Below are 13,134 nucleotides of genomic sequence, written 5' to 3' on the forward strand. Positions count from 1 at the left end.
AGCCCCACGGGGTCAATGGGTCTGCGGTGATGGATCCGGCGGCGGGATCCCCCGGGGCGCTCGCGCCGCCGGACTCCGCTCTCGGTTGCCGGTGACCCGGCCACGGCCCATGGTGGAAAGACCGAGGTGAGGGCGGGCTGGGCACGATGACGCGATCGGGAACCACCGGCGACGACCGGCCCCCGCGGCCGGAGGATCCCGCCGCGGGGGCCGCCACGGCCAGGGCCACGGTGGATCCGCGCGGCATCGTCACGGGGTGGAGCGAGGGGGCGCGCCGGCTCCTCGGGTACCGGTCCTCCGAGGTCGTCGGCCGGCCCGCCGCCGCACTGCTCGCCGGGGAACCGCACGCCCCGACGGTGCGTGCCCTGGAGACGCTGCCGCGGTGGCACGGGAGGGTGACGCTGCTCCACCGGGACGGCCGCAGCCTCCCGGTGAACCTGCTGGCCCACCGGCGCCCACCGGACGGCGGGGGCGGCGGGAACGGGAGCGGGGACGGCGGATGGCTCCTGGTCTCCGCCCTGCCCGGCCCGCCGTCGTCACCCCGGGACGACGAGGCACTGGTGATGTGGGCGTTCGCCCAGTCCCCGGCCACGATGGCGCTCTACGACACCAGCCTGCGGCTGCGGCTGGCGAACAAGGACATGGAACGCGTGCTCGGACTGCCCGAGGAGGCGATGCGGGGCCTGCGCGTCTCGGAGATCGTGGCGGACCCGCAGGGCGACCGTACGGAACAGCTCATGCGCCGGGTGCTGGAGACGGGCGCGCGGCAGCAGGGGCAGGCGGCCCTGCGGCTGGCGGGCCACGAGCGGGAGAGCGTCTGGGCGCTCTCCCTCGTCCCGGTGCGGGACGCCGGAGGAACGGTGCGGGGCGTGCTCCTCTCCGCGCGCGACACGACCGAGGAACACCTGGCCAGGGAGCGGCTGGTGCTGCTCAACGACGCCAGCGTCCGGATCGGCTCCACCCTGGACCTCGTGCGTACCGCGGAGGAGCTGGCCGAGGTGGCCGTCCCGCAGCTCGCCGACTTCGTCACCGTCGACCTGCTCCCCTCCATCGAGGGCGGCGAGGACCCGCGCGCAGGGGTGCCGAGCAGCCCCGTCAAGCTGCGCCGGGTCGCCGCCCGGTCCGTACTGGAGGGGTGCCCCGAGGCGGTGGTCCCGCGCGGAGTGGTGGCCGTCTACCCGGACGCCTCGCCGGCGGCCGAGTGCCTGGCCACGGGCCGGCCGCTGATCCGGAAGGTGACCGCCCGGGGGATGACCGTATGGGAGCACGAGGCCCCCGAGAGGGCGGAGCGGGTGCGGCGGTACGGCATCCACTCGGTCCTGGCCGTGCCGATGCGCGCCCGCGGCATCACCCTCGGCGTGGCCATCTTCTCCCGCCACCGGCGCCCTGAGCCCTTCGCGCGGGACGATCTGCTCCTGGGCGAGGAGATCACCGCCAGGGCCGCGGTGTGCATCGACAACGCCCGCCGCTACAGCCGCGAGCGCCGTACCTCCCTCACCCTGCAGAGCAGCCTCCTGCCGGAACGGCCGCCCCGGCAGGCCGCCGTCGAGGTCGCGTCCCGCTACCTGCCCGCCAGCACCCAGGTCGGCGTCGGCGGCGACTGGTTCGACGTGATCCCCCTCTCCGGCGCCCGGGTCGCCCTCGTCGTCGGCGACGTGGTCGGCCACGGCGTCCAGGCGTCGGCCGCCATGGGACGGCTGCGCACCGCCGTGCGCACCCTGGCCGACGTCGACCTCCCGCCCGACGAACTGCTCACCCATCTGGACGACCTCGTCATCCACCTGTCCGCCGAGGCCGACGACGAGGACAGCGTCTCCGGCGACACCGGCGCCACCTGCCTGTACGCCGTCTACGACCCGGTCTCCCGGCGCTGCTCCCTGGCCCGCGCCGGCCATCCGGAACCCGCGCTGGTGACCCCGGAGGGCGCCGTGGAGTTCCTCGACATCCCCGCGGGTCCGCCGCTGGGCCTCGGCGGCCTGCCCTTCGAGGCCGCCGAGCTGGAACTGCCCGAGGGCAGCGTCCTCGTGCTGTACACCGACGGTCTCGTCGAAGCGCGTGACCGCGACGTCGACGAGAGCCTCGGCACGCTGCGCGAGGTGCTGGCCCGTCCCGCCGCTTCCCTGGAGGACACGTGCGACGCGGTGCTCGGCGCGCTCCTCCCGGACCGCCCGGCCGACGACGTGGCCCTGCTGATGGCCCGTACCCGCGCCCTGGACGCGGCCCATGTCGCCACCTGGGAGGTGCCGTGCGACGCCGCCGCCGTCGCGGAGACCCGTAAGAACGCCTGCCTGCAACTGACCGCCTGGGGGTTGGACGAGGCGGCGTTCGTGACCGAACTGGTGGTCAGCGAACTGGTCACCAACGCGATCCGGTACGGCGCCGCCCCCATCGAGCTCCGGCTGATCCGCGACAGCAACCTCGTCATCGAGGTGTCCGACGGCAGCAGCACCACGCCCCACCTGCGCCGGGCCCGCACCTTCGACGAGGGTGGCCGCGGTCTGCTCCTGGTCGCCCAGCTCACCCAGGGCTGGGGCACCCGCCAGACGTACACGGGCAAGACGATCTGGGCCGAGCAGAGCCTGTCCGGTGACTGACCGCCGGTCACACCGCGCCGTCGGCGGGATCCGCGGCCCCGGCGACGTCTGCGGCTCCGGCGGCCTCCGCGGCCCCGGCGACCCGTGCCGTGGAGGCGCCGACGATCAGTGCGGTGGCGACGCGCACCCGCCGGGCGCGCTTGGGCGGGTGCGGCTCCTGGAGCAGCCGGACCGCCGCGGCGCCCGCCTCTTCGAGCGGGACCCGCAGCGCCGTGGTGTCGGGGCGGTCCGTGCTGATCGCGGTCAGGTCGTCCGAGGCGGCCAGACTGATGTCGGCGGGGACCCGTACGCCGGCGTCGCGCAGCCCCAGGCGCAGGCCGATCAGCAGGTAACTGCTGTACGCGACCACGGCGGTGACGGTCCGTTCGGCGGCGATCCGTTCGGCGACGGCCAGTCCCGCGTCGATGCGGGGGGCGACGGGGCCGAGGACCGTGAGGTCGACGCCGCCCCTGCGGGCCGCCTCCTGGACCGCGGTGGTGCGCCGTTCGGCCATCCAGGAGCCGTCCGGGCCGCCCACGTAGGCGATGGCCCGGTGGCCGAGGCCCGCCAGATGGGTCACGATGTCGGCGACGCCGCCGGGGGTGTCGATCAGGACGCCGGGCACCGAGGGCACCGTACGGTCCACGGTGACGACCGGCAGTCTCGCGGTGAACCCCTTGATCACCGGGTCCGGGCTCACCGGCGCTATGAAGACGAGCCCGTCGACGCGGGAGGCGAGTTTCCCCGCCAGTTCGAGCTCGCTGCCCCGTGACCCCTCCGAGACGGCGAGCAGGATGTTGTCACCGTCCTGCGACAGCGCCCGCTGCACACCGGTCACGATGGGGGCGAAGTACGGGTTGGCGAGGCTCGGGACGAGGACGCCGGTCAGGCCGGTCCTGCCGGTGGTGAGCGCGCGGGCGCTGGCGTTGAACTCGAACCCCATGGTCTCGGCCGCCGCCCGCACCCGCTCGCGCGTGCCGGCCGCGACCATGCCGGGTCTGCTCAGCGCGCGGGACGCGGTCGCCGTGGACACCCCCGCCGCGCGTGCGACGTCCGACAGCCTCACCATCTCGCCCCCAGGGTGTGCGTAACGGGATCTTTACACGAGCGCGTTGACGCTTCGATTCCAGCGTGAGTATCGTCCCCCACTGCCGGTTGCTGCAACCGGTTGCAGCAACCGGTTGTAGGAAACTCCGACAGAAGACTCACGAGAGGAGGCGTGGCCGTGTCCCGGAAGGCCACCCTGGGGCTGTTGCTCGCGCCCGGACTGGCCCTGCTGGCCTTCGGCTTCGCGTTCCCCTTCGTCACGACGCTCTTCGCGCCGCCCGCGGCCGAGGACCCCGACGTCGTCGGCACCCTGGGCTCCCTGCTCACCGACGGCTACGTACTGGGCGTCCTCGCCCGGACCGTACGCGTGGCCGTCACCGTCACCCTCGTCTGTCTGCTCTTCGGCTTCCCGACGGCCTATCTCATCTCCCGGGCCCCGAAGAGCCGTCAGGGCCTGCTGCTCGCGCTCGCGGTCTTCCCGCTGCTGCTCAGCACGGTGGTACGGACCTTCTCCTGGCTGGTCATCCTCGGCCGCAACGGCATCATCAGCGACGTCGTCCTGGCGACCGGGCTCACCGACAGCCCGCCGGAGCTGCTCTACACGGAGTTCGCCCTGGTCGCCGGTCTCACCCAGCTCTTCATGCCGCTGATGATCCTTACCTCGTACAGCTCGCTGTCGCACATCGATCCCGGTCTGGAGGACGCCGCCCGCGGCCTCGGAGCGAGCCCCGGCCGGGCCTTCCGGCAGATCGTGCTGCCGCTCGCGGTGCCCGGTGTCCTGGTCGGGGCGACCCTGGTGTTCGCCGGGGCCGTCACCGCCTTCACCACACCGCTGCTGCTCGGCGGCTCCCGTAACCGGACCCTGGCGACCCTGCTCTACGACTACGCGAACGTGAAGCTCGACTGGAACGGGGCAGGCGCCGTCGCCCTGCTCATGACCGTACTGGTGCTCGTGGTCGGCTGGGCCTCGGGCAGGATATCGGCGAAGGTGGCCACGTCGTGAAACGCCGACGCCCCGTACTCACCCTCCTGTCGACCCTGGCGATGGCCTTCCTCCTCGGGCCGATCCTGCTGGTCGTCGCCATCGGCTTCTCCGCCGGGGACACCGTCGAGTTCCCGCCGTCCGGCCTCTCCACACGCTGGTTCGAGCTGGCGCTCTCCAACACCGCCTTCCAGCAGGGCCTGCTGACCAGTCTGCTGGTGGCGGCCGTGTCGACGCTGCTCGCGCTGGTGCTGGGCATCCCGGTGGCCCTCGCCGTGCAGCGCCACAAATTCCGTGGCCGCAAGGCGGTGGAGAACCTCTTCCTCTCCCCCGCGATCGTCCCCGAACTCGTCCTGGGCTTCGCGCTCTTCCAGCAGCTCATGGTGACCCTGCGGATCACCGCCCTCGGCGCGCTGCTGATCGGCCACACCGTCCTGCTGCTGCCGTACGCGGTCCGCGTCACCGGCGCCTCGCTCGCCCTCTCGGACCCGGCCCTGGAGGAGGCCGCCCGCGGCCTCGGCGCCGGACCGCTGCGGACGTTCTTCGCGATCACCCTGCCGGTGATGGCGCCGGGCATCGTCTCGGCGTCCGTGCTGTCCTTCCTGACCTCGTTCAACAACGTCCCGCTCTCGCTGCTGCTCAAGGGACCGGGAATCTCCACACTGCCCGTCGAGATGCTCAACTACGTCGAGTTCTCCTACGACCCGGTGGTGGCCGCGGTGAGCACCCTGCTGCTCGCCGCCACGGTCGGCGCGGCCCTGCTGACGGAACGCCTCGTCGGATTCAACAAGGTCTTCGGCCGATGAGCGCGGCGGGCCACTACAGGAGCAAGAGGGGTACGACGATGAAGCCAGTGGTTCAACTCGAATCGGTCCACCGGGAGTTCGGCGGAACCGTGGCGGTCGAGAACCTCGATCTGACCGTGGAGCGTGGGGAGTTCACCGCGCTCATCGGCCCCAGCGGCTGCGGCAAGACCACGACCCTGCGCATGATCGCCGGGTTTTTGGAGCCCACCGCGGGACGCATCCTGCTGGAGGGCGAGGACGCCACCAGGCTGCCGGCGGAACGCCGCAACATCGGCATGGTCTTCCAGTCGTACGCGCTCTTCCCGCACATGACCGTGGAGAAGAACGTCGCCTTCGGCCTCAGGATGCGGGGCGTCCCCGACGCCGAGCAGCGCACCCGCACCGGCGAGGCGCTGGAGATGGTCGGCCTGTCCCACCTCGCCGGGCGCAAGCCGAAGCAACTGTCCGGCGGTCAGCAGCAGCGCATCGCGCTCGCCCGCGCCATCGCCGTACGCCCCTCCGTCCTGCTGCTCGACGAGCCGCTGTCCAACCTCGACGCGCGGCTGCGCATCCAGATGCGCCAGGAACTCGCCCGTATCCAGAAGGAGACCGGGCTCACCGCGATCCTCGTCACCCATGACCAGGAGGAGGCGCTGGAGCTCGCCGACAGCATGGTCATACTCAACCGGGGCACCGTCGCCCAGCAGGGCGCCCCGCGCGAGGTGTTCCGCGCGCCCGCCAGCCGCTTCGTCGCCGAGTTCCTCGGCTACGACAACTTCGTCGAGCTGCCGGACGGCCGTACGGTCACCATCCGGCCGGAGCACGTCGAGGTGCTCGCCCCCGAATCCCCCGTACCCGCCGGCGGCACCACGGTCGACGCCGACCTCACCGCCGTACGGTTCCGCGGCACCGACTGCGTGGTCACCGCCGAATCCCAGGGCCGCACCGTCCTGGCCACCAGCACCGACTTCGCCCTGTCCGCCGGACAGCGGGTGCGCCTCCATCTCCCCGCGGCCCACGCCGTGGACCTCCCCGCGGAGCGGGCCGTAGACCTCCCTCAGAGCCAGGAGACTCCCACGTCATGAGACGACTCGCCGTCACCACCGCCGCCACCCTGCTGATCCTGCCGCTCGCCGGCTGCGCCGGATCCGTCGCCGGGGAGCAGAACCCCAAGAAGCTGACCGTCTCCACCTTCGGCTTCGGCGCCGACCTGTTCGAGAAGAACATCGTCAAGCCGTTCGAGGAGAAGACCGGCATCGAGGTCGAGATCGAGAGCGGGGCCAACGCCGAGCGGCTCACCAAGCTCAGGATCAACCGCTCCAACCCGACGGTCGACGTCGTCATGATCTCCGACCTGTTCGCCCGGATGGGCCGCGAGCAGGGGCTGTTCGACAAGGTCGACGCGTCGGCCCTGCCCAACCTGGCGAAGATCCACGACTTCGCCAAGGACAAGGACGGCTACGCCCCCGCGTACACCTACCAGTTGCTCGGCATGCTCTACCGCACCGACAAGGTCGACAAGGCGCCCGGCATCAAGGACCTGTGGCAGGCCGGGAACAAGGGACGGATCGCCGTCCCCGACATCTCGACCAGCGCCGGAGTGCCCTTCCTCTACGGCACCGCGGCGACCTACGGCTCGGGCCCCGGGGACACCGACACGGCGTTCAAGAAGCTCGCCGCCAACTCCCCCAACGTACTGAAGTACTTCAGCCGCAGCACCGAACTCGTCAGCCTGCTCGACCGCGGCGAGGTGGAGATGGCCCCGGCGCTCGACCTCTTCGCCATCGACTCCGTCACCGCGGGCAAGCCGATCGCCTGGGCGCCCCTCGACAAGGGCCGCTACGTGGTCTCCAACACCGCGCAACTGGTGAAGGGCGCCCACAACAAGGCGGGCGCGGAGAAGTTCATCGACTACCTGCTGTCGACGGAGGTCCAGGAGAAGGCCGCGGCGACCTTCCACGACAAGCCGGTCAACAAGGACGCCGCGATCCCGGAGGAGATCAGCAAGGTGGTGGGCGAGGCCGCAGCCGACCCCGCCGCGAACGGCTTCACCACCCCCGATCTGGAGCTGGCCGCGAAGAACAACGCCGAGTGGGTCGACCGCTTCCAGCGCGAGGTGTCCGGGTGAACCGTCCGGAGACGCCCTACTCGGAGACGCCCTCCCCGGAGACGGCTTCCCCGGAGCCCGTCGTCATCGACTGCGACCCCGGTATCGACGACGCCGTCGCCCTGCTGCTGGCCTTCGCGTCGCCCGAACTCGACGTCACCGGCATCACCACCGTCGCCGGGAACGTGGGCATCGGACAGGTCGTCGACAACGCGCTGCGCCTGTGCGACCTGATCGGTACGGACCCGCGCCTGCCGGTGGCGCGCGGCCACGCCGGACCGCTCGCCCGCGCCGTCCGCATCCCGGACGAACCCGTGCACGGCGAGGGCGGACTCGGCGGCGTCACCCTCCCCCCGTCGGCGCGGACGCCGCACCCCGAACACGCCGTCGCCTGGCTCGCGGAGCGGTTGCGCGCCCGCCCGGCCGGCGGCCTCACCCTGATCGCCACCGCACCGCTCACCAACATCGCGGCGCTGCTGCACACCCATCCGGACGCCGCCCCCGCGATCAAGGAGATCGTGGTGATGGGCGGGGCGGCCTTCGCGCCCGGCAATGTCACCCCGTCCGCCGAGTTCAACTTCTTCGCCGATCCCGAGGCGGCCCGGTACGTGACCGAGGCCGGGGTGCCGCTGCGGATCGTCGGACTCGACGTGACCCGCGCGGCGCTGACCACCCGGGCCGACATCGACCGGCTCCTGGCCGACGGCGCGCCGGTCACCGGCGCGGCGGGCCGGATGCTCGACCATCTGGCCACCCGGTACGAGCGGCGCCACGGCATCGACGCCTGCGCGGTCCACGACGCGCTGGCGGTGGCCGCCGCCGTACGCCCGGACCTGATCGAGTGGACCGACGCCTGGGTGACGGTGGAGTGCGGCGGCGAGTTCTCCCGCGGCAAGCTGATCGCCGATGTGCACGGCCGCACCGGGCTCCCCCACAACGCCCGGGTGGCCACCGGTGTGGACGCCGACGCCTTCCGCTCCTTCCTGATCACCCGGCTGCTGCACACGTACGGGGCGCCCGCGCACCCGTGACCGGCCCGGCCCGACCGGCCCGACCTGAACCGCCCAGCCTGACCGGCCCCACGCCGACACCTTCGCCACCCGCCCCGAAGCCGACGACCGAACGAGAGAACCCCCGATGCCTGCGCCCAGCCACTGCGACCTGCTGATCCGCGGAGCCCGCGTGGTCTCCGTACACACCGGGGAGCTGACCGCCGCCGATGTCGCGATCACCGGCGACCGGATCCGCGCCCTGCTGCGCCCCGGCACGCGGATCGACGCCGCGCGTGTCATCGACGCCGACGGCCTGCTGGTGGCGCCCGGTTACATCGACGCGCACATGCACATCGAGAGCTCGCTGCTCGCCCCGCGCGAGTTCGCCCGGATCACCCTGCCCCGCGGCACCACGACGGTGCTCGCCGACCCGCACGAGATCGTCAACGTCGCCGGCCGCGAGGCCATGGCGTGGATGATCGAACAGGGCCGCGGCGCCCAGCAGTCCATGCACTGGGCGGTGCCCTCCTGCGTACCGGCCCTGGAGGGGTTCGAGACGGCGGGCGCCGCGCTCGGCGCCGACGACATCGCCGAGATGCTGGACTGGGAGGGTGTCACCACCCTCGGCGAGGTGATGGACTACCGGGCCGTCGTCGACGGCGGCCGGCGGATGCGGGAGATCGTCGCCGCGGCCCGCGCCAAGGGCGTACGGCTGGACGGACACTGCCCGAACCTCTCCGGCGACGACCTGGGCGAGTACCTGTGGGCGGGCATCGACTCCGACCACACCAAGAACTCCCCCGAGGTCGCGGTCGAGAAGGCCCGGCTCGGCATGCTGCTCATGCTCCAGGAGAAGTGCCTCACCCCGGAGTTGGTGAGCAGCCTCGCCGCGCTGCCCGTCCTGCCCGACTTCTGCCTGGTCACCGATGACCTCGCGGCGGACGCCATCGTGGAGCGCGGCCACCTCGACCACATCGCGCGGGTCGCCGTCGGCGCCGGTATGGACCCGCTGACGGCGCTGCGCGCACTGACCCTGCACCCCGCGCGCCGGCTCGGTCTGGACGACCGCGGCGTGGTGGCGCCCGGCCGCCGCGCCGACCTGGTGCTGCTGCGCGAACTGGCGGACTTCACCCCGGTCATGGTGGTCTGCGGCGGCGAGCCGGTCGGGGAGAGCGCCCCCGCGGAGCTGTCCGGCAACCCGTTCGCCGACTCCGTCCACCTCGACCCGCTGGAGGCGGACGGCCACGACTGGGTGGTGGACCTGCCGGACGGCGACCATGTCTTCCGGGCCCTGCGGGTCAACCCGGTGGACACCTTCACCGAACCGGCCGAGGTCGTCCTCCCCGTACGGGACGGTGTCGTGCGCTGGGAGGGCCGGACGGCGGTACTGACCGTGTTCGAACGCCACCACCGCAGCGGCCGGCGCGCGACCGCCCCGGTGGTCGGCTTCGACCTGTCGGACGGGGCCGCGGCCACCACGTACGCGCACGACAGCCACAACCTGACGGTGATCGCCACCACGTCCGCGGCGCTGCGTGAGGCCGCCAACCGGGTCATCGGCTCGCACGGCGGGATCTGCGTGATCGCCGCGGGCGAACAGCCGGTGCATCTGCCGCTGCCGGTGGCCGGAGTCCTCTCCGACCGCCCCGCCGAAGAGGTGTCGCGGGGCGCGGCCGCGATCCGTGACGCCCTGCACCGCTGGGGCTGGGCGCACCGGAACGCGTTCATGTCCATCTCGACCATGACGCTGCCGGTCTCCCCGCAGGTGAAGCTGACGGACCTGGGGCTGGTACGGGTGGTCGACCGCGCCTGGGAGCCCGCCGTCCTGACGTGAGCGTGGGCGTGGGCGTGCGCGTGAGTACGGCGCCGAGCCCGGGGGTTCGGCGCCGTACAACAGCCGTCACAACGGCTTGAGGCTCGGGCTTCGCAGCCCAGGGCCCTGGTGGCCCTAGTCCTCGATCACCAGGCCCTTGGCCGCCAGAAGCGGCTCAAGGTTGCAGATCTCGACGACCGTCCTGCCCGCCCGGTACGCGGCGATGTACTCCGCCTCCGTGTCGACCCGCTCCTGCGAGGCGGTGGCCGCCTCGGCGGCGTCCTCGCGGCGGACGACGACCACACCGTCGGCGTCGGCCCGCATCACGTCGCCGGGGCGGACGAGTACGCCGCCGATGGTGATCGGCTCGCACATCGGGCCGACGGTCTCCTTGACCGTGCCCTTGATGGACACACTGCGGGAGAAGACCGGGAACCCCAGGGCGCGCAGGTCCTCGGTGTCCCGGACGCCCGTGTCGGTGATGAGGCCGCCGAGCCCCTTCGACTGACAGGCGTTGGCGAGTACGTCCCCGAAGGAGCCCGCCTCCTCGTAGGCGCCGGCGGACACGACCACGATGTCCCCGGGGCGGGCGTAGGCGATGGCCGTCTGGAGCATCAGGTTGTCGCGTGGCGCGCACTGGACCGTGAAGGCGGGGCCGCACAGGGACATGCGGTGGTCGACCGGCTTGATGGCCGAGTCCAGCGCGCCGAGCCGGCCCTGTGCCTCGTGGATGGTCGCGGAGGAGAAGGCGCTCAGTCGCTCGATCACGGCGGGCTCCGGCCGCTCGAACGTGGTGCTGACGCGGATCATGATGGCCTTTCGGATCAGAGGGGCGGATCAGAGGGGCGGGGCGGAGGAGAGCGCGGCGCAGGCCGTCGCGATGCGTGCGCACGCGTCGGTGAGGATCTCCGTCGAGGTGGCGAAGGAGATACGGAAGTAGCCGGGCGCCCCGTACGCGGCTCCGTGGATCACGGCGACCTGTTCACTGTCGAGCAGGTGGCGGGCGAAGTCCTCGTCGTTCTCGATCCGCTCCCCCGCGGGCGTGAACCGCCCCAGGGCGTCCTGGCAGTTCACCAGGAGGTAGAAGCCGCCGTCGGGGACGGTGCAGCGGAGCAGGGGAACGTCGTTGATGAGCTTCACGGTCGCGTCGCGGCGTGCGCGGTAGACGCGTACGGTCTCCCGGACGAAGTCCTGCGGTCCGGTGAGGGCGGCGACGGCGGCGGCCTGGCTCACGGAGGAGGGGCAGGAGGAGGTCTGGGACTGGAGCGTGTTGATCGCGGTCACCAGGTCGGCGGGACCCGCTCCGTAGCCGATGCGCCACCCGGTCATCGCGTACGTCTTGGAGACACCGTTGGTGAGGAACACCCGGTCGGCCAGGCGGGGTTCGACGGCCGCCAGGCTCGGGGTGTCCTCCTCGCGGTACCAGATCTCGTCGTAGATCTCGTCGGTGAGGACGCGTACATGGGGGTGGTCCAGCAACACCTGGGCGAGCGCGCGCAGTTCGTCGACGGTGTACGCGGATCCGGTCGGGTTGCCGGGGGTGTTCAGGACGACCCAGCGCGTACGTTCCGTGAGTGCGGCCCCGAGCCGCTCCGGGGTCAGCCTGAAGCCGTCCGTCTCGGGGCATTCGACGATCACGGGGGTGCCGTCGTTGGCACGGACCATGTCGGGGTAGGACACCCAGTAGGGCGCGGGAACGATGACCTCGTCCCCCTCGTCCAGGGTGGCCATCAGGGCGAGGAAGATGACCTGCTTCGCGCCGCCGCCGACGGTGATCCGGGCGTCGCCGCACTCCAGCCCGTGGCGTTCGCGGAGCTTCCTGGCGATCGCGGCACGCAGCTTCGGGGTGCCGTTCACGGGCGTGTACTTGGTCTCGCCCGCCTCGATGGCCCGGATCGCGGCGGCCTTGACGTGTTCGGGGGTGTCGAAGTCCGGCTCACCGACGGTCAGGTCGAGGATGGTGAGCCCCTGGCTCTTGAGCGTGCGTACACGCTGCGCCGCCGCCGTACTGGGCGAGGGGTTGATACGGCGTACGCGTGCCGCGGTGGCAGGGGGGAGGCCGCTCATCGTCTCAGCCCTCCCGGCGTTCGAAGTTGAGTCCGCCGGGGACCTGGAAGGTGGGCAGGATCTCGACGTGGCCGATGTTGACGTGCCGGGGCGTGTCGACGGCGAACTCGATGGCGTCGGCGATGTCCTCGGGCTTGAGGGACTCGTAACCGTCGTAGAACTGCCGCTGGGCCTCTTCCATGTCGCCGAGCAGGCGGCCGAAGATCTCCGTCTCCACGCGTCCGGGACAGATCTCGGTGACGCGGATCCGGCGGCCGTAGCCGTCGACGCGCAACTGGCGGGAGAGCGTGTGCACGGCCGCCTTGGTGGCGTGGTAGATGGTGTTGCCGCCGAAGTTGTAGACGCCGGCGATGGAGCTGATGTTGACGATGTGGCCGAGGTCGCGCTCGGCCATGCCGGGCATGAGCAGGCGCACCAGGTGCAGGACGGCCTGGATGTTGACGGCGACCTGCTCGTCGATGGCGAACTCGTCGGCGGTCAGGATGTTGCCGGTGCGCGAGACCCCCGCGTTGTTGACGAGGACGTCGATCTCCAGGCCCTCCAGCACGGCGGTGAGCGCCTCGGTGTCGGTGATGTCGACGGCGTGCGGGATGCAGCCGGTGGCCGCGGCGAGGGCGTCGAGCCGTTCGGCGTTGCGGGCCACGGCGTGCACTTCGAGGCCGCGCTTGGCGAGCCGCTCGACGACCACGGCTCCGATGCCGGTCGACGCTCCGGTGACGAGGGCCGTCCTGTAGTCGGAAATGGGCATGGTGGTGTGCTCCTTGATGC

The 13,134-nt window shown here is 72.0% G+C and carries 11 protein-coding genes; 7 read left to right on the forward strand and 4 right to left on the reverse strand.

Annotated features, from left to right (window positions below; translation table 11 throughout):
- Positions 1-146: 146 nt before the first annotated feature.
- The gene (locus ACIO3P_RS09445) at positions 147-2,594 is read left to right on the forward strand and encodes a SpoIIE family protein phosphatase (protein ID WP_401848277.1); all 2,448 of its coding nucleotides are present in this window, start codon (positions 147-149) and stop codon (positions 2,592-2,594) included.
- A 7-nt stretch (positions 2,595-2,601) separates the two neighbouring features.
- Here the strand turns inward: ACIO3P_RS09445 and ACIO3P_RS09450 are convergent, their stop codons facing one another.
- Entirely contained in the window at positions 2,602-3,642 is a 1,041-nt protein-coding gene (locus tag ACIO3P_RS09450) for a LacI family DNA-binding transcriptional regulator (RefSeq protein WP_329823704.1), read from the reverse strand.
- Positions 3,643-3,798: 156 nt separating this feature from the next.
- Here ACIO3P_RS09450 and ACIO3P_RS09455 point away from each other — a divergent pair, with 156 nt between their 5' ends.
- The 6 genes from ACIO3P_RS09455 to ACIO3P_RS09480 all read left to right on the forward strand — a co-directional run bounded on the left by ACIO3P_RS09455 (position 3,799) and on the right by ACIO3P_RS09480 (position 10,320).
- Entirely contained in the window at positions 3,799-4,623 is an 825-nt protein-coding gene (locus ACIO3P_RS09455; RefSeq protein WP_329823705.1) for an ABC transporter permease, read from the forward strand.
- Positions 4,620-5,408: an ABC transporter permease gene (locus tag ACIO3P_RS09460; protein WP_329823706.1), complete on the forward strand. Its 789-nt coding sequence runs from the start codon at positions 4,620-4,622 to the stop codon at positions 5,406-5,408. Before ACIO3P_RS09455 ends, ACIO3P_RS09460 begins: the two co-directional genes overlap by 4 nt.
- A gap of 38 nt (positions 5,409-5,446) precedes the next feature.
- Complete coding sequence (locus ACIO3P_RS09465) at positions 5,447-6,472, forward strand: ABC transporter ATP-binding protein (RefSeq protein WP_401848275.1); 1,026 nt, start codon at positions 5,447-5,449, stop codon at positions 6,470-6,472.
- The gene (locus ACIO3P_RS09470) at positions 6,469-7,515 is read left to right on the forward strand and encodes an ABC transporter substrate-binding protein (RefSeq protein ID WP_401848274.1); all 1,047 of its coding nucleotides are present in this window, start codon (positions 6,469-6,471) and stop codon (positions 7,513-7,515) included. Before ACIO3P_RS09465 ends, ACIO3P_RS09470 begins: the two co-directional genes overlap by 4 nt.
- Positions 7,512-8,525: a nucleoside hydrolase gene (locus ACIO3P_RS09475; protein ID WP_401848272.1), complete on the forward strand. Its 1,014-nt coding sequence runs from the start codon at positions 7,512-7,514 to the stop codon at positions 8,523-8,525. Before ACIO3P_RS09470 ends, ACIO3P_RS09475 begins: the two co-directional genes overlap by 4 nt.
- 106 nt (positions 8,526-8,631) lie before the next feature.
- Positions 8,632-10,320, forward strand: coding sequence for an adenine deaminase (locus tag ACIO3P_RS09480; RefSeq protein ID WP_401785182.1), 1,689 nt, complete (start codon positions 8,632-8,634; stop codon positions 10,318-10,320).
- A gap of 114 nt (positions 10,321-10,434) precedes the next feature.
- On the opposite strand, the gene ACIO3P_RS09485 is transcribed toward ACIO3P_RS09480, so the two are convergent.
- The 3 genes from ACIO3P_RS09485 to ACIO3P_RS09495 are packed head-to-tail and all read right to left on the reverse strand — an operon-like array spanning position 10,435 to position 13,114.
- Entirely contained in the window at positions 10,435-11,109 is a 675-nt protein-coding gene (locus ACIO3P_RS09485) for a 4-carboxy-4-hydroxy-2-oxoadipate aldolase/oxaloacetate decarboxylase (RefSeq protein WP_329823711.1), read from the reverse strand.
- Positions 11,110-11,136: 27 nt separating this feature from the next.
- Complete coding sequence (locus ACIO3P_RS09490; RefSeq protein WP_401848271.1) at positions 11,137-12,366, reverse strand: aspartate transaminase; 1,230 nt, start codon at positions 12,364-12,366, stop codon at positions 11,137-11,139.
- A 4-nt stretch (positions 12,367-12,370) separates the two neighbouring features.
- Positions 12,371-13,114 carry an SDR family oxidoreductase gene (locus ACIO3P_RS09495; protein ID WP_329823713.1) on the reverse strand — a complete coding sequence of 248 codons (744 nt, stop codon included), beginning with the start codon at positions 13,112-13,114 and terminating at the stop codon, positions 12,371-12,373.
- Positions 13,115-13,134: the final 20 nt, after the last annotated feature.

Source organism: Streptomyces sp. NPDC087310, assembly GCF_044744405.1.
Lineage (GTDB): Bacteria > Actinomycetota > Actinomycetes > Streptomycetales > Streptomycetaceae > Streptomyces.

Coding starts and splice junctions, on each gene's coding strand:
- ACIO3P_RS09445 (WP_401848277.1), top strand. CDS start 147: ATGACGCGATCGGGAACCACCGGCGACGACCGGCCCCCGCGGCCGGAG.
- ACIO3P_RS09450 (WP_329823704.1), bottom strand. CDS start 3,642: ATGGTGAGGCTGTCGGACGTCGCACGCGCGGCGGGGGTGTCCACGGCG.
- ACIO3P_RS09465 (WP_401848275.1), top strand. CDS start 5,447: ATGAAGCCAGTGGTTCAACTCGAATCGGTCCACCGGGAGTTCGGCGGA.
- ACIO3P_RS09470 (WP_401848274.1), top strand. CDS start 6,469: ATGAGACGACTCGCCGTCACCACCGCCGCCACCCTGCTGATCCTGCCG.
- ACIO3P_RS09480 (WP_401785182.1), top strand. CDS start 8,632: ATGCCTGCGCCCAGCCACTGCGACCTGCTGATCCGCGGAGCCCGCGTG.
- ACIO3P_RS09485 (WP_329823711.1), bottom strand. CDS start 11,109: ATGATCCGCGTCAGCACCACGTTCGAGCGGCCGGAGCCCGCCGTGATC.
- ACIO3P_RS09490 (WP_401848271.1), bottom strand. CDS start 12,366: ATGAGCGGCCTCCCCCCTGCCACCGCGGCACGCGTACGCCGTATCAAC.
- ACIO3P_RS09495 (WP_329823713.1), bottom strand. CDS start 13,114: ATGCCCATTTCCGACTACAGGACGGCCCTCGTCACCGGAGCGTCGACC.